At 71.4% G+C, this 16,670-nt stretch carries 17 protein-coding genes; 12 read left to right on the top strand and 5 right to left on the bottom strand.

The features are described 5' to 3' along the window. Positions 1 to 14 precede the first annotated feature (14 nt). The gene (locus ABZ919_RS22175) at positions 15 to 1,487 is read left to right on the top strand and encodes a HAMP domain-containing sensor histidine kinase (protein ID WP_361250616.1); all 1,473 of its coding nucleotides are present in this window, start codon (positions 15 to 17) and stop codon (positions 1,485 to 1,487) included. A gap of 16 nt (positions 1,488 to 1,503) precedes the next feature. Here the strand turns inward: ABZ919_RS22175 and ABZ919_RS22170 are convergent, their stop codons facing one another. Together ABZ919_RS22170 and ABZ919_RS22165 are read right to left on the bottom strand one after the other, a co-directional pair. Next, positions 1,504 to 2,208: a L,D-transpeptidase family protein gene (locus tag ABZ919_RS22170; RefSeq protein WP_361250377.1), complete on the bottom strand. Its 705-nt coding sequence runs from the start codon at positions 2,206 to 2,208 to the stop codon at positions 1,504 to 1,506. A gap of 3 nt (positions 2,209 to 2,211) precedes the next feature. Beyond that, positions 2,212 to 2,799, bottom strand: a complete 588-nt coding sequence (locus tag ABZ919_RS22165; protein WP_361250374.1) for a pyridoxamine 5'-phosphate oxidase family protein — start codon at positions 2,797 to 2,799, stop codon at positions 2,212 to 2,214. 152 nt (positions 2,800 to 2,951) lie between these two features. On the opposite strand from ABZ919_RS22165, the gene ABZ919_RS22160 reads away from it, so the two are divergent. From ABZ919_RS22160 to ABZ919_RS22140, 5 genes are all read left to right on the top strand, one after another. Beyond that, positions 2,952 to 4,145: an argininosuccinate synthase gene (locus tag ABZ919_RS22160; RefSeq protein ID WP_361250372.1), complete on the top strand. Its 1,194-nt coding sequence runs from the start codon at positions 2,952 to 2,954 to the stop codon at positions 4,143 to 4,145. A 52-nt stretch (positions 4,146 to 4,197) separates the two neighbouring features. After that, positions 4,198 to 5,631 carry an argininosuccinate lyase gene (argH, locus tag ABZ919_RS22155; protein ID WP_361250369.1) on the top strand — a complete coding sequence of 478 codons (1,434 nt, stop codon included), beginning with the start codon at positions 4,198 to 4,200 and terminating at the stop codon, positions 5,629 to 5,631. Between the two features lie 160 nt (positions 5,632 to 5,791). Next, positions 5,792 to 6,763, top strand: coding sequence for an aldo/keto reductase (locus ABZ919_RS22150; RefSeq protein ID WP_361250366.1), 972 nt, complete (start codon positions 5,792 to 5,794; stop codon positions 6,761 to 6,763). An 84-nt stretch (positions 6,764 to 6,847) separates the two neighbouring features. Then, a complete protein-coding gene (locus ABZ919_RS22145; RefSeq protein ID WP_361250364.1) occupies positions 6,848 to 7,399 on the top strand; it encodes a helix-turn-helix domain-containing protein in 552 nt (183 codons plus the stop codon). Further along, entirely contained in the window at positions 7,396 to 8,919 is a 1,524-nt protein-coding gene (locus tag ABZ919_RS22140; protein ID WP_361250362.1) for an MFS transporter, read from the top strand. Before ABZ919_RS22145 ends, ABZ919_RS22140 begins: the two co-directional genes overlap by 4 nt. Before the next feature lie 129 nt (positions 8,920 to 9,048). Here ABZ919_RS22140 and ABZ919_RS22135 read toward each other — a convergent pair whose 3' ends face one another. Then, positions 9,049 to 9,720 (bottom strand): lysophospholipid acyltransferase family protein, encoded by a 672-nt coding sequence (locus ABZ919_RS22135; protein ID WP_361250359.1) that lies wholly within the window; start codon positions 9,718 to 9,720, stop codon positions 9,049 to 9,051. 365 nt (positions 9,721 to 10,085) lie between these two features. Between ABZ919_RS22135 and ABZ919_RS22130 the strand changes: the two genes are divergently transcribed. The 3 genes from ABZ919_RS22130 (at position 10,086) to ABZ919_RS22120 (ending at position 12,882) form a co-directional block, all read left to right on the top strand. Continuing rightward, the gene (locus tag ABZ919_RS22130; RefSeq protein ID WP_361250356.1) at positions 10,086 to 11,261 is read left to right on the top strand and encodes a glycerophosphodiester phosphodiesterase; all 1,176 of its coding nucleotides are present in this window, start codon (positions 10,086 to 10,088) and stop codon (positions 11,259 to 11,261) included. A gap of 571 nt (positions 11,262 to 11,832) precedes the next feature. After that, positions 11,833 to 12,339 (top strand): sigma-70 family RNA polymerase sigma factor, encoded by a 507-nt coding sequence (locus ABZ919_RS22125; protein WP_361250353.1) that lies wholly within the window; start codon positions 11,833 to 11,835, stop codon positions 12,337 to 12,339. A 45-nt stretch (positions 12,340 to 12,384) separates the two neighbouring features. Beyond that, positions 12,385 to 12,882 (top strand): GNAT family N-acetyltransferase, encoded by a 498-nt coding sequence (locus ABZ919_RS22120; protein ID WP_361250614.1) that lies wholly within the window; start codon positions 12,385 to 12,387, stop codon positions 12,880 to 12,882. A 73-nt stretch (positions 12,883 to 12,955) separates the two neighbouring features. On the opposite strand, the gene ABZ919_RS22115 is transcribed toward ABZ919_RS22120, so the two are convergent. Then, the gene (locus tag ABZ919_RS22115) at positions 12,956 to 13,396 is read right to left on the bottom strand and encodes a hypothetical protein (RefSeq protein WP_361250351.1); all 441 of its coding nucleotides are present in this window, start codon (positions 13,394 to 13,396) and stop codon (positions 12,956 to 12,958) included. Continuing rightward, complete coding sequence (locus ABZ919_RS22110; protein ID WP_361250347.1) at positions 13,377 to 13,736, bottom strand: hypothetical protein; 360 nt, start codon at positions 13,734 to 13,736, stop codon at positions 13,377 to 13,379. The genes ABZ919_RS22115 and ABZ919_RS22110 overlap by 20 nt, the downstream gene beginning before the upstream one ends. Before the next feature lie 69 nt (positions 13,737 to 13,805). Between ABZ919_RS22110 and ABZ919_RS22105 the strand changes: the two genes are divergently transcribed. The 3 genes from ABZ919_RS22105 (at position 13,806) to ABZ919_RS22095 (ending at position 16,604) form a co-directional block, all read left to right on the top strand. Continuing rightward, positions 13,806 to 14,456, top strand: coding sequence for an HAD family hydrolase (locus ABZ919_RS22105; RefSeq protein ID WP_361250344.1), 651 nt, complete (start codon positions 13,806 to 13,808; stop codon positions 14,454 to 14,456). A gap of 379 nt (positions 14,457 to 14,835) precedes the next feature. Beyond that, positions 14,836 to 15,870 (top strand): ATP-binding cassette domain-containing protein, encoded by a 1,035-nt coding sequence (locus ABZ919_RS22100; RefSeq protein ID WP_361250611.1) that lies wholly within the window; start codon positions 14,836 to 14,838, stop codon positions 15,868 to 15,870. After that, a complete protein-coding gene (locus tag ABZ919_RS22095; RefSeq protein WP_361250342.1) occupies positions 15,867 to 16,604 on the top strand; it encodes a methionine ABC transporter permease in 738 nt (245 codons plus the stop codon). Before ABZ919_RS22100 ends, ABZ919_RS22095 begins: the two co-directional genes overlap by 4 nt. Positions 16,605 to 16,670 lie beyond the last annotated feature (66 nt).

The raw sequence follows: 16,670 nt of genomic DNA, 5'->3' as shown, positions 1-16,670 counted from the left end.
GCCGTCTGAACCGTCTGGGCCGCCGCAACCGCCCGGGCCGGCTCCGGACGCTGCGCGCGCGGCTCACCATCGGACTGGTGGTGCTGCTGGCGGTGAGCTGCGCGGCCGTGGGCCTGGCGGCGGTCGTCGAGCTGAACGGCTCCCTCACCCAGCGCGTGGACGAGCAGCTCTCCCAGGTCGGCACCCGGTTCCCGGAGAGCCTGGAGCACAAGGGGCAGCGGCCGGACGACCACGACGGGGACGAGCACGGCGACACCCGGCGGATGGCCACCGGCACCTTCGGCGCCCGCCTGCTGAACGGCAAGGTGACCAACAAGGGCCTCATCCGCTCCGGCGACCTGGCGGCCGACCTGAACGTCGACCTGACCGCACCGGACGCCGCACGGCTGGCCCGGGTACCGGCCGACGGCCGGCCGCACACCGTCGAACTGTCCGCGCTGGACGACTACCGGGTCGTCGCCTCCGCCGGCCGGGACGGGGACGTGCTGATCGTCGGGCTGCCGCTGGAGCCGGTCGAGGCCACCGTCCACCGGCTGGAGCTGGTCGCCGCGATCGTGTTCGGCCTGGCCCTGGTGGTGGCCGGGGTGGCCGGTGCCTTCTGGGTGCGCTGGTCGCTGCGGCCGCTCAGCCGGGTCGCGGCCACCGCCACCCGGGTCAGCGAGCTCCCGCTGGCCAGCGGCGAGGTGGCGCTGCCGCCGCGCGCCCCGGACGCCGACCCCCACACGGAGGTCGGGCGGGTCGCCGCGGCCTTCAACCGCATGCTCGGCCATGTCGAGGACGCGCTGACCAAACGGCACGCGAGCGAGGAGCGGCTGCGCCGCTTCGCCGCCGACGCCAGCCACGAGCTGCGCACCCCGGTCGCCTCGGTCCGCGGCCACGCCGAGCTCGCCCTGCTCCACCCGGGCCCGGTGCCGCCCGAGGTCACCCGGGCCCTGGAGCGGATCGCCGCCGAGTCGTCCCGCATGGGCCTGATGGTCGACGATCTGCTCCTGCTCGCCCGTCTCGACGCCGGCCGGCCGCTGGAGCGCCACCCGGTCGACCTGACCCATCTGGTCCTGGACGCGGTCACCGACGCCCGCGCCACCGGCCCCGACCACCGCTGGATGCTGGACCTCCCGGTGGACCCGGTGACGGTCCAGGGCGACGCCCACCGCCTCCAACAGGTGCTGGCCAACCTGTTGGCCAACGCGCGTCTGCACACACCCGCCGGCACCAAGGTCACGGTCACCCTGGAAGAACGAGCCGACGCCGCCGTCCTCTGCGTCCACGACGACGGCCCCGGTGTCCCCGAAGAGGTCCGGCCCGGCGTCTTCGAACGCTTCACCAGAGCCGAACACCGCCGCCGAGCGGATGCCCCCGGCGCAGGGGCGGGCCTTGGCCTGTCGATCGTGGCGGCGGTGGTGGAGGCGCACGCGGGGAGCGTCGGCCTGGAGAGCGCACCGGGCTCCACCACGTTCACGGTGCGCTTGCCGGTCCAAGGGGCGTGAACCGCGCCCGGCACGTTCAGTACCGGGTGACCGCCGTGGTCCCGCTCGCCGTCCCCATGGCCATGTGCGGCCGCTTCCGGGGGTCCACCCACCGCAGAATCCGCTCCATCGCGTCCTCCGGCACCGACACACAACCGGCCGTGGCCCCGGCACCGTTGACGTGCAGGAAGATACCGGCGCCGCGCCCCCGCACCGGCTGCTCGTAGTTGAATCCGATCACGAGAGCGTACGCGTACTGCGTGGCGTAGGAGACGAGGTGCTCGGACTCCGAGGCCCGGCAGTCACCCGGCAACGGATCCACCCACCGGTTGTACGACCCCGAGTCATTGTCCTGGCACCACCACGAAGTCTCCTGCACGGTGCGGTACTCGATGCTCGTCCCGCTCGGCGCCGCCTTGGTCCCGAAGCCGAAAGGAACGCCGTACAGCCCCGTCGGCGTGGTGTTCGTGCCCTGCTCGCGCGAGCCGCCCTCGACCAGCCCGTTCGCCCCGAACCGCGCCGGTGCCGTGCCGGCCTGCACCCACTGTCCCTCCTTCAGGTCCCACCAGGTGAGCGTCCCCGACGTGGAGTCGGCGCGGTCCGCCTGCGCGGTGATCAGCTGGCTGCCGCCGCCGGTGTCCGCCATCTGCGCGGGCAGCGGCACGGAGCCCGGAGCCGGTGCGAGACCGAGCAGGGCGAACGAGGACGCGGACACGAGGGCGAGCACGACACCGGGACGCATGGCTCAGACGCTAGACGGCGGAAGCGGCAACGGCAGCCCGGGTAGGCCGTCCAGGCTCGTCGCGACGTGCTCCTTCTTCTCGAAGTACGCGCTCAGCGAGCTGTCGTCCTCCCGCGCGAAGCGCCTCCCGTGCAGGTCGCGGTCGCCCTCGTACGTCATGTGGGGGACGGCGTACCCGCAGGTGTCGCGGACCAGTTCGGCGTGGACGACGATGATCGCGCGCAGCCCGTGCGCGCTCGGGTCGATGTCCGGGAAGCGGGCGAGCAGCTCCTTGAACCGGGGGTCGTCCCGGAAGACCGGTTCGCCCCGGCCGTGGACGCGCACGATGTTCGGTGGGCCCTGGAACGCACACCACATCAGGGTGATCCGCCCGTTCTCCCTGAGGTGCGCGATGGTCTCCGCGTTGGACCCGGCGAAGTCGAGGTAGGCCACGGTCAGTTCGTCCAGCACGGCGAAGGAGTTCCGAAGGCCCTTGGGGGAGAGGTTGACCGTGCCGTCGCCGGAGAGCGGGGCGGTCGCGGTGAAGAAGAGGGGTTGCTCCTCGATGAACGTCCGGAGCCTGCCGTCGATGCGCTCATGCGTCTTTCCCATGTCCACCGAGTATCGGCGTGACTCGTTCGCCTGTCTAAGGAGTTTGCGGAGGAGTCCACCCTTCGGGACCACCGTGTCCACCCTCCATTGACGAATCATGCAGAGTTCTGCATACTCATGCATGACCGCATGTGCAGTGTGAGGAGAAACCCGTGACCGAGCGCGTCGTACTCGCCTATTCGGGCGGTCTGGACACCTCCGTCGCCATCGGCTGGATCGCCGAGGAGACGGGCGCCGAGGTCATCGCCGTCGCGGTGGACGTCGGCCAGGGCGGCGAGGACCTGGACGTCATCCGCAAGCGCGCCCTCGCCTGCGGCGCGGTGGAGGCCGAAGTCGCCGACGCCAAGGACGAGTTCGCCGAGGAGTACTGCCTCCCGGCGATCAAGGCCAACGCCCTCTACATGGACCGCTACCCCCTGGTCTCCGCCCTCTCCCGGCCGTTGATCGTCAAGCACCTCGTCGCCGCCGCCCAGAAGCACGGAGCCACGACCGTCGCCCACGGCTGCACCGGCAAGGGCAACGACCAGGTCCGTTTCGAGGCCGGCATCGTCGCCCTCGCCCCCGGCCTGAGCTGCATCGCCCCGGTCCGCGACTACGCGATGACCCGGGACAAGGCCATCGCCTTCTGCGAGGCCAAGCGGCTCCCGATCGCCACCAGCAGGAAGTCCCCGTACTCCATCGACCAGAACGTCTTCGGGCGCGCGGTCGAGACGGGCTTCCTCGAGGACATCTGGAACGCCCCGATCGAGGACATCTACGAATACACGGCCGACCCCGCCACGCCGCACGAGGCCGACGAGGTGGTCATCACCTTCGAACAGGGCGTCCCGGTCGCGATCGACGGCCGCCCCGTCACCGTCCTGCAGGCGATCCAGCAGCTCAACGCGCGCGCCGGCGCCCAGGGGATCGGCCGGATCGACATGGTCGAGGACCGGCTCGTCGGCATCAAGTCCCGAGAGGTGTACGAGGCTCCCGGCGCGATCGCGCTCATCACCGCCCACCAGGAGCTGGAGAACGTCACCGTCGAGCGCGAACTCGCCCGCTACAAGCGGCAGGTGGAGCAGCGCTGGGGCGAACTGGTCTACGACGGCCAGTGGTTCTCCCCGCTCAAGCGCGCCCTGGACGGCTTCGTCGACGAGGCCAGCCGGCACGTCAACGGCGACATCCGGATGACTCTGCACGGCGGCCGTGCGGTCGTCACCGGCCGGCGCTCCCGGTCCTCCCTGTACGACTTCGACCTCGCCACCTACGACACCGGCGACACCTTCAACCAGGCCGCGGCCAAGGGCTTCATCGACATCTACGGCCTGTCCTCGAAGATCGCCGCCAGGCGGGACCTGGCGTGAGTACGGTGCGAGTACCGTCCGCCCATCCACATCCTCTCTAGGAGCAGCGCAAGTGAGCAGCAACAGCGGTGACGTACGGCTCTGGGGCGCCCGTTTCGCCGACGGTCCCGCCGAGGCCCTGGCGAAGCTGTCCGCGTCCGTCCACTTCGACTGGCGGCTCGCGCCGTACGACATCGCCGGCTCGCGAGCCCACGCGCGCGTCCTGCACAAGGCCGGCCTCCTCACCGAGGACGAGCTGCAGCGCATGATCGCCGGGCTCGACCAGCTCGAGACCGACGTCGCGTCCGGCGCGTTCACCGGCACCATCGCCGACGAGGACGTGCACACCGCCCTGGAGCGCGGCCTGCTGGAGCGGCTCGGCCCCGACCTCGGCGGAAAGCTGCGCGCCGGCCGCTCCCGCAACGACCAGGTCGCGACCCTCTTCCGGATGTACCTGAGGGATCACGCCCGTACGATCGGCGGTCTGATCGCCGAGCTCCAGGACGCCCTGATCGGCCTCGCGGAGGCCCACCCCGACGTCGCGATGCCCGGCCGCACCCACCTCCAGCACGCCCAGCCGGTGCTCTTCGCCCACCACGTCCTGGCCCATGTGCAGTCCCTGTCCCGGGACGCCGAGCGGCTGCGCCAGTGGGACGAGCGCACGGCCGTCTCCCCATACGGTTCCGGTGCCCTGGCCGGCTCGTCCCTCGGTCTGGACCCGGAGGCGGTGGCGCAGGACCTCGGGTTCGAGCACGGCAGCGTCGGCAACTCCATCGACGGCACCGCCTCCCGTGACTTCGTCGCCGAGTTCGCCTTCATCACCGCGATGATCGGCGTGAACCTCTCCCGGATCGCCGAGGAGATCATCATCTGGAACACGAAGGAGTTCTCCTTCGTGACCCTGCACGACGCGTTCTCCACCGGCTCGTCGATCATGCCGCAGAAGAAGAACCCGGACATCGCCGAGCTGGCGCGCGGCAAGTCCGGCCGTCTGATCGGCAACCTGACCGGCCTGCTGGCGACCCTCAAGGCCCTGCCGCTCGCCTACAACCGCGACCTCCAGGAGGACAAGGAGCCGGTCTTCGACTCCTGCGACCAGCTGGAGATCCTGCTCCCGGCCTTCACCGGCATGATCGCCACCCTCACCGTCCACCGCGAGCGCATGGAGGAGCTGGCCCCGGCCGGCTTCTCGCTCGCCACCGACGTCGCCGAGTGGCTGGTCAAGCAGGGTGTGCCGTTCCGGGTCGCGCACGAGGTCGCGGGGGAGTGCGTCAAGGTCGCCGAGTCCGAGGGCAAGGAACTGGACGACCTCACGGACGAGCAGTTCGCCAAGATCTCCGCCCATCTGACTCCGGAGGTGCGCTCCGTCCTCAACGTCCCGGGGGCCCTCGCCTCCCGCAGCGGCCGCGGCGGCACGGCGCCGAGCGCGGTCGCCGTCCAGCTGGCGGAGGTCAGGGCCGACGTGGCGGCTCAGCACGAGTGGGCGGACGCCAAGAAGAAGAGCTGAGGGCAGGCGCCCCGAAAGGGGCGCGGAAAAGCGCGCGAGAACCACGGCGTACCCCCACTCGCGAACACACAGCACGCCCCGCGCTCTGCGGCGGACCCCCAAGGGCATCGCGCGTTACGTTGGTCGGAAGCTGCACGGAGCCGACCGAACGGAACCCGCGATGCCCTTCGCCCGACTGGCCACCGCCACCACTCCCACCTGCCACATCGGCCTCGGCCTCGCCGCAGTGGGTCGCCCCGGCTACATCAACCTGGGCCGCGAGGAGGACCTCGGGGACAACCGCAGCGCCGACGCGCTGCGCCGGCGCACCCACGAACTCCTCGACGCCGCCTACGCCCAGGGCGTGCGCTATTTCGACGCGGCCCGCTCCTACGGCCGTTCGGAGGAGTTCCTCGCCGACTGGCTGAACACCCGCCCCGACATCGACGACGTGGTCGTCGGCAGCAAGTGGGGCTACACCTACACCGCCGGCTGGTCCACCGACGCCGAACAGCACGAGGTCAAGGACCACAGCCTCGCCGCGTACGAGCGGCAGCGCGCCGAGACCGACGCGCTGCTCGGCGACCGGCTCGACCTCTACCAGATCCACTCGGTGACGCCGGACAGCCCGGCCCTCACCGACAAGGACCTGCACGCCCGGCTGGGCGAGGCCGCGGCCCAGGGCCTGAGCATCGGCTTCTCCACCAGCGGCCCCGCCCAGGCCGACGCCGTCCGGGCCGCCCTGGAGATCACCGCCGACGGCAAGCCCCTCTTCCGCACCGTCCAGTCGACGTTCAACGTGCTCGAGAAGTCGGCGGGACCCGCGCTCGCCGAGGCGCACGAGGCCGGGCTCACCGTGATCGTCAAGGAGGGACTGGCCAACGGCAGGCTGGCCGCCCCGCACGCCCCGGCGGAGCTGAAGTCCGTCGCCGAGGAGACCGGCCTCGGCTGCGACGCCGTGGCCCTGGCCTGGATCCTGCGGCAGCCGTGGGCCGGCGTCGTCCTCTCCGGCGCCGCGACGGTCACCCAGCTCGCCTCCAACCTCCATGCTCCCGCCGTCGACCTCGACGCGGACCAGATGACCCGCCTCGCCGCACTCGCCGAGGAGCCGCACGCCTACTGGGAGCGGCGCGGACAGCTGCCCTGGCACTGACCCCTGATCGGCCGTGACCGACACGGATGAGTCACGCACGCCTTATGTGAGACATGAATGTCTCACATGCTCTATGCTCGTCTCATGGCCCTCGATCGTGACCACGTGCTGCGCAGCGCGGCCGCCCTGCTGACCCGTAGATCCACCGCGACCATGGACGAGGTCGCCAAGGCCGCCGGGATCAGTCGGGCGACGCTGCACCGCCACTTCGCCGGTCGCGACGCGCTGGTGCGGGCACTGGAGGCGCTCGGCATCGCGGAGTGCGAGGCCGCTCTGGACCGGGCCCGGCCGGAAGAGGGCTCCGCGGCCGACGCCGTGCGCCGGCTCGTCCGCGAGATCGAGCCGGCCGCCGGTCTGCTCGCCTTCCTCTACGGCGAGAGCCAGCTGTGGGAGGGCGAGCGGCAGAACGACGGCTGGCAGCGGCTCGACGCCCGGATCGGCGCCCTGTTCCAACGCGGCCAGCAGAACGGCGAGTTCCGCATCGACCTCACTCCGGTCTGGCTCACCGAGGCGCTGTACGGCCTGATCGCCTCGGGCGCCTGGGCCACCCTGGACGGCCGCGTGGCCGCCCGTGACTTCCCGACCATGATCGCCGAGCTGTTGCTCGGCGGTTCTCTGCGAAGAGAGGAACCATGACCAGCACCCTGCAGCCGGTTCGCGCGGCGGAGGTGGAGAAGCGCCCGGGCCGCTGGCTCGCGCTCTCCGTCCTCGTCCTGGCCGTGCTGCTGGTGGCCGTCGACGCCACCGTCCTCGGCCTGGCGACCCCCTACATCAGCGAAGACCTCAACCCCTCCGGCACCCAGCTCCTGTGGATCGGTGACGTCTACTCCTTCGTCATCGCCGGTCTTCTGGTCTCGATGGGCAGCCTCGGCGACCGCATCGGCCGCAAGCGGATCCTGCTCGGCGGTGCCACGGCGTTCGGCGCGATATCCGTGCTCAACGCCTACGCCACCACCCCTGAACTGATGATCCTGGCGCGGGCGCTGCTCGGTGTCGCGGGCGCGACCCTGATGCCCGCCACCCTCGCCCTGATCCGCAACCTCTTCCACGACCCGCGCGAGCGCAGCCTCGCCGTGGGCATCTGGGGTGCTACGGCCTCCGCCGGCACGGCCGTCGGCCCCATCGCCGGCGGTTTCCTGCTGGAGCACTTCTGGTGGGGCTCGGTGTTCCTGATCAACCTGCCCGTGATGGCGGTCCTCGTCCTGGTCGGCATCCGCACCCTGCCCGAGTCCCGCAACCCGGACCCCGGCCCCTGGGACCTGATCAGCGTCGTCCTGTCGCTCGTCGGCGTGATCGGTGCGGTGTACGCCGTCAAGGAGGCGGCCACCCACGGTGTCACCTGGCCCACGCTCGCCGCGGGACTGCTGGGTGCGACGGCGATCTACGGCTTCGTGCACCGCCAGCTCACCATGCCGACTCCGCTGCTGGACATGCGGCTGTTCCGGCGCCGAGGCTTCAGCGGTGCGGTCCTGGCCGACCTGCTGACCGTGCTCGGCATGTCCGGGCTGGTGTTCTTCCTCTCCCAGTACCTGCAACTCGTCCAGGGCAGGCGCCCGTTCGAGGCGGGGCTGGCCGAACTGCCCGCCGCGGTCGGCGCCGTGGCCGCCGGTCTCGTCGCGGGCCGCGCGGCCCGCCGCTTCTCGGTCCGCACCGTGGTCTCCGGCGGCCTCGCGGCGGTCGGTCTGGCCCTGGCCGTGCTGACGGCGCTCGGCCGGTCCACCGGCTACCCGGTCCTCGGTGCCGCGCTCCTGGTCGTGGGCGTCGGCGCGGGCTTCTCCTTCACGGTCACCGCCGACGTGATCCTGTCCAGCGTGCCCAAGGAGCAGGCAGGCGCCGCCTCGGCGGTCTCCGAGACGGCGTACGAACTGGGCGCGGCCTTGGGCATCGCCCTGCTGGGTTCGATCGTCACGGGCGCCTACCGCGACTTCACCGGCCCGGCCGGCACCCCGGCGCAGGCACACGAGTCACTGGGCGCCGCGGTGGAGGCAGCGACGAAAATGCCCCCGCACACGGCGGGGGCACTTCTGAGCGCGTCCCGTGACTCCTTCGTCCACGGGCTGCAGCTGGCCTCGGGCGCGGGAGCGGCGGTCCTGCTGGGAACGGCGGTGGCGGCGTGGTTCCTGCTGAAGGGGCAGAAACTGGAAAGCGCAGGGTGAGTGAAGCGCCCCGAAAGGGGCGCGGGGCCGTATCGACATCCGGCTCCGCCACGTGGGCGCGACCGCCGCGTGGGCGCGACCAGCCCCCACGCGCCTGCGCCCGAGGAACCCGCCGGACCGCCGGCGGTGTTACGCGGCCTTCGCCTTGGTGGCGTACATGTCCACGTACTCCTGCCCGGACAGCCGCATGACCTCCGCCATCACGGAGTCGGTCACCGCCCGCAGCACGTACCGGTCCCGGTCCATGCCCTCGTACCGCGAGAACTCCATCGCCTCGCCGAAGCGGACGGTGACCTTGCCGGGCCGCGGGATGCCACGGCCCCCCGGCTGCAGCTTGTCGGTGCCGATCATGGCGAACGGAACGACGGGCGCTCCGGTCATCAGCGTCAGCCGTGCGATACCGGTGCGCCCCCGGTACAGCCGGCCGTCGGGCGAGCGGGTGCCCTCGGGGTAGATCCCGAAGATCCTCCCCTCCTCGAGGATCCGCCGCCCGGTCATCAGCGCGGCCACACCGCCGTTCGCCCCGTCCCGGTCCACCGGGATCATGCCGACGCCGGTGAAGAACCAGGCCATCAGGCGGCCCTTGATCCCCTTGCCGGTGACGTACTCGTCCTTGCCGATGAAGTGCACCTGACGCTTGGTGACCAGCGGCAGCACGATCGAGTCGATGAAGGTGAGGTGGTTGCCGGCCAGGATGACCGGCCCGTCACCGGGGATGTGCTCCACGCCCTCCACCTGTGGGCGGAACATCAGGCGCATGATCGGTCCGAGCACTGCCTTGATGAGCGCGAAGCGGGACAACGGGTCCTCCGATGTCGAGGGAAGCGATATGAGTCTGTGCAGGTGAGGACATTACTCGCGGCTCCGGGCCCGGCGCACATCGGGTGCGGCCGGTTCACCGAGGTCTTACAAAGAGTTGACGCGGGTTTACCTGCGGTGACGTGTCGGGAACGGGCTGTGACGCCCCTGTGGCCATGTGACGGAGATCGCGCCCGGTCTCACCCGCTCGGCCGTCCAGCACCGGCCGCCGCCGCTGCCGACGGCTCCCGGCGCACGGCTCCCACAGGACATGCGGCGTCACCCACGTGTTCCGAAAAGGGCCTCCCTTCGGTCATGTGTGCGCCCCTACGATCGGCGCGCACTCAAGAGACGGCAGGAGGGCGCTGATGGGCAGCGACCAGGCGAACGAGAAGGCACAGGGCACCGGACGGCGGGCGATCCTCGGCGCGGCGGTGTTCGGCGCGAGCGGAGCGGTCCTCGGGCGGCCGGGCGTCGCGGAGGCCGCCGAGACGCGGACGGCCGGGCGGGCCGGCCGTGGGCTGAAGAGCCTGCCGGTGCCGACGATCATCGGCCACCGGGGTGCCAGCGGCTACCGCCCCGAGCACACCTTCGGCTCGTACGACCTGGCCCTGGACCTCGGTGCCGACGTGGTCGAGGCCGGTGACCTGGTGCCCACCAAGGACGGCCACCTCGTCTGCCGGCACGAACCGGAGATCGGCGGCACCACGGACGTGGCCTCGCACCCGGAGTTCGCCGACCGCAAGACCACCAAGCTGCTGGACGGGGTCGCCACCACCGGCTGGTTCACCGAGGACTTCACCCTCGCCGAGCTGAAGACCCTGCGCGCCGTCGAACGCATCCCCGCCAACCGGCCGCACAACACCCTCTACAACGGGCGCTGGGAGATCCCCACGTTCGAAGAGGTCCTGAAGTGGCAGGACGAGCAGACCCGCAAGCGTGGCAGGCAGGTCTGGATCTACCCCGAGACCAAGCACCCCACCTACTTCCGGGGGCTCGGCCTCGGCCTGGAGGAGCGGGTGGCGAAGCTGCTGCGCAAGTACGGCAAGGACGGGCGGAACTCGCCGGTCATCCTGCAGTCCTTCGAGCCCACCAGCATCCAGAAGCTGAACCAGCTGGTCGACAACCCGCTCGTCGTGCTGCTCTCCTCGGCGGACAGCCGCCCCTACGACTTCGTCGAGGCGGGCGACCCGCGCACGGTCGCCGACCTGATCACCCCCAAGGGCCTGCGGGAGATCGCCGGTTACGCGCAGGGCATCGGCCCGACCCTGGACCTGGTCATCCCGAAGAACGCGGACGGCACCCTGGCCAAGCCGACGACCCTGGTCTCCGACGCGCACCGGGTGGGCCTGATCCTGCACCCGTACACCATGCGCAACGAGAATCCGTTCCTCCCGGCGGAGTACCGCAAGGGCAGCGCGGCCGACGCCTACGGTGACTCCTTCGGCGCCTTCAAGACGTACTTCGCGACCGGCATCGACGGCGTCTTCACCGACAACGCCGACACCGCCGTGCTCGCCCGCGCCGACTTCCAGGCGAACTGACCACACCACCCGCCCGGCGGACCACCACCATGACCGTCCCGGCGGCTCTTGGCCGGCCGACGCCGTGGGCTGTCTCCGGTGGCTCCGGGTCGGCCGAAGTCGTGGGCTGATCGGGGCGGTTACCGGTCGGCCCGCGCTGTGGGCTGGCGCGGGCCATCGAGCAGCGCCCCGCGCTGTGGGCTGGCTCGGCTCTGGTGACCGTGCGGTGGGTCGGTGTCGGGGGGTGGTCCGGGCGACTTCCCTTCGGCCGACGCCGCGGCCGCGCTGGCGCCTGGTCGGTCGATGCCGCGGGCCGACCGGGGCACCGCCTGGTTGGGCCGTCGCCGTGGGCTGATCTTTGTGAGGGCCCGACGGGGCCGGCGTCGCGCCGCGGTTCGGCCCAGGTGGTCCTCGCCCGGTACGCGCCGCGGGTAGGCCCGGGCGGCACCCGGGCGGCCGGTGACGTGCTGGCCGGCCTCGGGGAGCGGCCGGTGGGTCCGCCTCGTCAACGCCCGGGTTCGCGGGGACTCCGTTCGGGGTGACTGTGTGGCGCTTCGGAAACCTGGCCCCGGGGGGGCGCGTCGTTCCGCATATGACGCACGACCTGGTAGCCGCCCTGAGCCCGCTGCTCACCGCCGAGGCCTCGGCCGAGGCACATGCCGCCGGAGCCGAGCCGGGCGACCTGGAGCAGGCCGTCTGGCTCCGCCTGCTGGAGCGCCTGGAGGCCGAAGGACCGCCGCCCGACCCGCACGGCTGGCTGCGCAAGGCGGTCCGCGCGGAGGCGCGCCGCAGCCGCCGCACCATCCGCCGGGAACGTCCCTACGGTGCCGAGCCGGCCGACGACGTCCGCGCCGACCCCGAGCAACACGTCCTCACCGCCGCCCGGTGCCGCGCGCTGCGCGAGGCGGTGCGGCGCCTGCCCGGCCGCTGCCCCCGGCTCATGGAGGCCCTGCTGTCCCCGAAGGATCTGACATACCGGGAGATCGCGGGGGAGTTGGGTATCTCACAGGGCAGCCTTGGGCCGGAACGTTCCAGATGTCTGGGATGTCTGCGCCGATTGCTCACGCCGGAGGTTGCGGCCCGCGAAGCGCGGGGATAGGAGTGGGGGACGACAGATGATCAGGTGAGCGGGAGGCGTGCGCACATGGGCATGAGCGTGACCATCTCGGTGGCGACGGAACAGGACGCGGAGCAGATCTTCAAACTCCAGTACCTGTGCTTCCAGAGCGAAGCGGCGCTGTACGGCAACTACCGCATCGCCCCGCTCGTGCAGACCCTGGACTCGGTCCGCCAGGAGGTCGCCTCCGACTGCGTCTTCGTCGCCCGGCTCGGCGACGAGGTGGTCGGCTCGGTGCGCGGAAGGATCGCCGAGGACGGCGCCGCCGCCATCGGCAGGCTCTGCGTCCACCCGCGCCTGCAGGGCCACGGCATCGGCGCGCGGCTGCTGCGCGCGGCCGAGGCGGCACTGGCCGAGGAGCGCGGCGCCACCCGCTTCCGCCTCCACACGGGCCACCGCAGCGAGGGCAACCTCCGCCTGTACCGCCGCTCCGGCTACGAGACGGTGGGCCGCTCCCAGGGCGCCGACGGAGTGGACCTGATCATCCTGGAAAAGCCGGCGGGGGCCTTCGTCCAGACGGCGTGAGCGAAGCGCCGGCGTCAGGGGCGCGGAGAACCGCGGGGCGCGAGCGCGAAGCATCAGCGGTCGCGCTCGCTCCTCACGCACCCCGCTGAAGGGGCGCCTTCCGCAACCAGTACATCGCGGAGACCGGCAGCAGCACCGGAATGAAGATGTACCCCGCCCCGTAGTACGACCACACGGTCGTGTCCGGGAACGCCGAGTGGTCGGCCAAGGTCCACGTACCGACGATCAGCACACCCGCGAGCTCGGCCGCGCAGCAGACCAGCGCCGCCCGCCGGGCCGTCTCCCCGCCCCGGATCAGCGTGTACGTGATGAACGCGTACACCAGGCCCGCCACCGCCGACAGCGCATAAGCGAGCGGCGCCCGGTCGAACTCCGTGCTGATCTGGAACGCGGACCGCGACACCGCGCCGACCACCATCACGCCGTAGAACCAGACGAGCAGCATGCCCGGCCCGCTGATCAACCGGGCCGGCTTCTCCTCCACCGCCGTCACCTCAGCCTCCCCAGATGTCATAGAGCCGCACCTCCAGCACGGCCAGCACCACACCGCCGGCGGCCACCGTCACCGAGCCCCAACGGGTCCGCTCCGCCAGGGACATGAACCCCGCCGCCGGCACGCATGCGAACGCGCCCAGCAGATACGCCACGAAGATCGTCGTGCCCTGCTCCGGCTTCTCGCCCCGCACCAGCTGCACGATCCCGACCACCAGCTGGACCACGGCCAGCAACGACACCACGGCCATGCCGATGAAGTGCCAGTCCTTGGTCGGCTGGTCACGATGGGCGGCCCAGCCGCACCAGGCGGCGAGCAGCAGCGCGGCGACGCCGGTCACCAGCGTCAGGGCATTGAGCATGCGGTGACCTTATTACGGCCGAAACGGGCGCCGGCCGCCGACCCCGCCGTACGCCGTAGGGTCTAGACCATGACGATCCACGCGCACGCCCTCCTGTTCGACAACGACGGCACCCTTGTCTCCTCCCTCGACTCCGTGGAGCGCTGTTGGACCCGCTGGGCCCGGGAGTACGGGATCACCGCCGAGGAGTTCGGACGCGTGGCACTGCACGGGCGGCCCGCCGCCGAGATAGTCGCCGACCTGCTGCCCGCCCACCTGGTCCCGGAGGCCGTCGCACGGGTCGAGCAGCTCGAGGTGGACGACGTACCGGACGGAGGCGTCCGGCTGCTGCCCGGCACCCGGGACTTCCTGGACTCCCTGCCCGCCGACCGGTGGGCCGTCGTCACCTCCGCCACCCGGCGGCTCGCCGGGGCCCGCTTGGACGCCGTCGGCATCCTGCCCAAGACGCTGATCGCCGCCGACGACATCACCCGCGGCAAGCCCGACCCCGAGCCGTATCTGCTCGCCGCCCGGCAGCTCGGCGTCGACCCGGCCCACTGCGTCGTCTTCGAGGACGCCCCGGCCGGGCTCCGGGCGGGACGCGCCGCCGGAATGACCACCGTGGCGTTGACCACAACCCACCGGGCGGCGGAACTCGACGCCGACCTCGTGGTCGAGGACCTGTCGGCCTTGTCCGCACTGGTCACCGACCGGGGCGTGGAGATCTCCGTCCGCTGCTGAGCACCCGTTCCAGGCTGTCCGCCGCTGTCCACCATGCGGACAGTCGCGGCCGGTCAGGACCGTACGTCTGGTTTACTGATCGCATGACCACGACGAGCTGCCGCACCCTTGCGACCGAGGCGACCATGACGCCCGGTGCTCGTTGTATGTGTCGCCTGATGTGTCGAATGTGCGCCTTCTAGAGGGCCCCCGCATCAGCTGAGCCATGGGGGTCCCCCCGCTCGAGCGAAGCCGAGAGCGGGGAGCCCCGAAGCGAGAGCCGTGGCATGTCCGTGCGCCGCAGTCCGTACGGGACGCACATCCACGTTTCATGCCTGAACCGCATGCACCCGTGCCCGGGCACACCCACGCCCGCGCACTCGACAGTGACGGAAATCCTGTGATCACCACCTCGGGCCTGACCAAGGTCTACCGCTCCCGCGGCCGTGAGGTCACCGCCCTCGACGGCGTCGATCTGCACGTCCGCGAAGGGGAGGTGTTCGGCGTCATCGGCCAGTCCGGCGCCGGCAAGTCCTCCCTCATCCGCTGCGTCAACCTGCTGGAGCGCCCCACTTCCGGCAGCGTGACCGTCGCCGGGCAGAACCTCACCGCCCTCGCCGGACGCGGCCCCCGCGCCGGCAAGGAGCTGCGCCGGGCGCGCAGCCGGATCGGCATGGTCTTCCAGCACTTCAACCTGCTCGCCTCGCGGACCGTGCAGGACAACGTCGAGCTGCCGCTGGAGATCCTCGGCAAGTCCGGGAGGGAACGCTCCCGCAAGGCGCTCGAACTGCTGGACCTGGTCGGCCTCGCGGACAAGGCCAAGGCCTACCCGGCCCAGCTCTCCGGCGGCCAGAAGCAGCGCGTCGGCATCGCCCGCGCCCTCGCCGGCGACCCCAAGGTGCTGCTCTCCGACGAAGCCACCAGCGCCCTCGACCCGGAGACCACCCGCTCCATCCTCCAGCTGCTGCGCGACCTGAACCGGCAACTGGGCCTGACCGTCCTGCTCATCACCCACGAGATGGACGTCGTGAAGTCGATCTGCGACTCCGCCGCCCTCATGGAGAAGGGCCGGATCGTGGAGTCCGGCACGGTCAGCGAGCTGCTGGCCACGCCCGGCTCCGAGCTGGCGTCCGCCCTGTTCCCGGTGAGCGGCGAGCGCACCGGCGCCGACCGGACCGTCCTCGACGTCACCTTCCACGGGGAGGCCGCCACCCAGCCGGTCGTCTCCCAGCTCTCGCGCACCTACAACATCGACATCTCGATCCTCGGCGCCGCCATCGACACCGTCGGCGGCCTTCAGATCGGCCGCATGCGCATCGAGCTGCCCGGCCGCTACGAGGACAACGTGGTGCCGATCGGGTTCCTGCGCGAACAGGGCCTGCAGATCGACGTGGTGGGCCAGCAGGCTCCGCTGGTGAAGGAAGGTGCCAAGTGACCTGGTCCGAGATGCAGCCGCTGCTGTCCCAGGCGTGTACCGAGACGTTCCAGATGGTGCTGTGGTCCACCCTGATCGCCGTCGCCGCCGGCCTCCCGCTAGGCATCCTCCTCGTCCTCACGGACCGGGACGGCCTGCTGCAGAACGTCGTCGCCAACAAGGTGATCGGCCAGATCGTGAACGTCGGCCGGTCGATGCCGTTCATCATCCTGATGGTGGCGCTGATGAGCTTCACGCGCTGGGTCACCGGGACGACCATCGGTACGACCGCCGCGATCGTGCCGCTCGCCATCGGCGGCATCCCGTTCTTCGCCCGGCTGGTCGAGACGGCTGTCCGCGAAGTGGACAACGGTCTCGTCGAGGCCGTGCAGTCCATGGGCGGCAACACCTGGACGATCGTCCGCAAGGTCCTCGTCCCCGAGGCCCTGCCCTCGCTGATCGCCAGCACCACCACCACGGTCATCGCCCTCATCGGCTACTCCGCCATGGCCGGCACGGTCGGCGGCGGCGGCCTCGGCGACCTCGCCGTCCGCTACGGCTACCAGCGCTTCGAGACCCAGCTGATGTGGATCACCGTCGCGATCCTCGCCGTCGTGATCTCCCTGATCCAGTTCGCCGGCGACTTCGCGGCCCGCTCCCTGCACAGCCGCGGCGGCCGTTCCGGACCGGCGCCGAAACTGCGCCTGCTGAAGGCCGAGGAGCCCGCGGCGGCCGACGTCGGCAAGGTCGCGTAGGCCGCCCGCGCTTCTCCGCAGCGGCACCCAGACTCCCCGTACACCCACACGGGGTCGCACCACCCT

The organism is Streptomyces sp. NPDC046759, from assembly GCF_040645475.1.
Taxonomy (GTDB): Bacteria; Actinomycetota; Actinomycetes; order Streptomycetales; family Streptomycetaceae; genus Streptomyces.
This window is presented reverse-complemented; position numbering and strand designations above follow the sequence as displayed.

What these genes read in the sequence shown, in the direction of transcription:
- ABZ919_RS22170 (WP_361250377.1), bottom strand. Translation starts at nt 2,208, where the DNA reads ATGCGTCCCGGTGTCGTGCTCGCCCTCGTGTCCGCGTCCTCGTTCGCC.
- ABZ919_RS22165 (WP_361250374.1), bottom strand. Translation starts at nt 2,799, where the DNA reads ATGGGAAAGACGCATGAGCGCATCGACGGCAGGCTCCGGACGTTCATC.
- ABZ919_RS22150 (WP_361250366.1), top strand. Translation starts at nt 5,792, where the DNA reads ATGCCCTTCGCCCGACTGGCCACCGCCACCACTCCCACCTGCCACATC.
- ABZ919_RS22145 (WP_361250364.1), top strand. Translation starts at nt 6,848, where the DNA reads ATGGCCCTCGATCGTGACCACGTGCTGCGCAGCGCGGCCGCCCTGCTG.
- ABZ919_RS22140 (WP_361250362.1), top strand. Translation starts at nt 7,396, where the DNA reads ATGACCAGCACCCTGCAGCCGGTTCGCGCGGCGGAGGTGGAGAAGCGC.
- ABZ919_RS22130 (WP_361250356.1), top strand. Translation starts at nt 10,086, where the DNA reads ATGGGCAGCGACCAGGCGAACGAGAAGGCACAGGGCACCGGACGGCGG.
- ABZ919_RS22125 (WP_361250353.1), top strand. Translation starts at nt 11,833, where the DNA reads ATGACGCACGACCTGGTAGCCGCCCTGAGCCCGCTGCTCACCGCCGAG.
- ABZ919_RS22120 (WP_361250614.1), top strand. Translation starts at nt 12,385, where the DNA reads ATGGGCATGAGCGTGACCATCTCGGTGGCGACGGAACAGGACGCGGAG.
- ABZ919_RS22115 (WP_361250351.1), bottom strand. Translation starts at nt 13,396, where the DNA reads ATGACATCTGGGGAGGCTGAGGTGACGGCGGTGGAGGAGAAGCCGGCC.
- ABZ919_RS22110 (WP_361250347.1), bottom strand. Translation starts at nt 13,736, where the DNA reads ATGCTCAATGCCCTGACGCTGGTGACCGGCGTCGCCGCGCTGCTGCTC.
- ABZ919_RS22105 (WP_361250344.1), top strand. Translation starts at nt 13,806, where the DNA reads ATGACGATCCACGCGCACGCCCTCCTGTTCGACAACGACGGCACCCTT.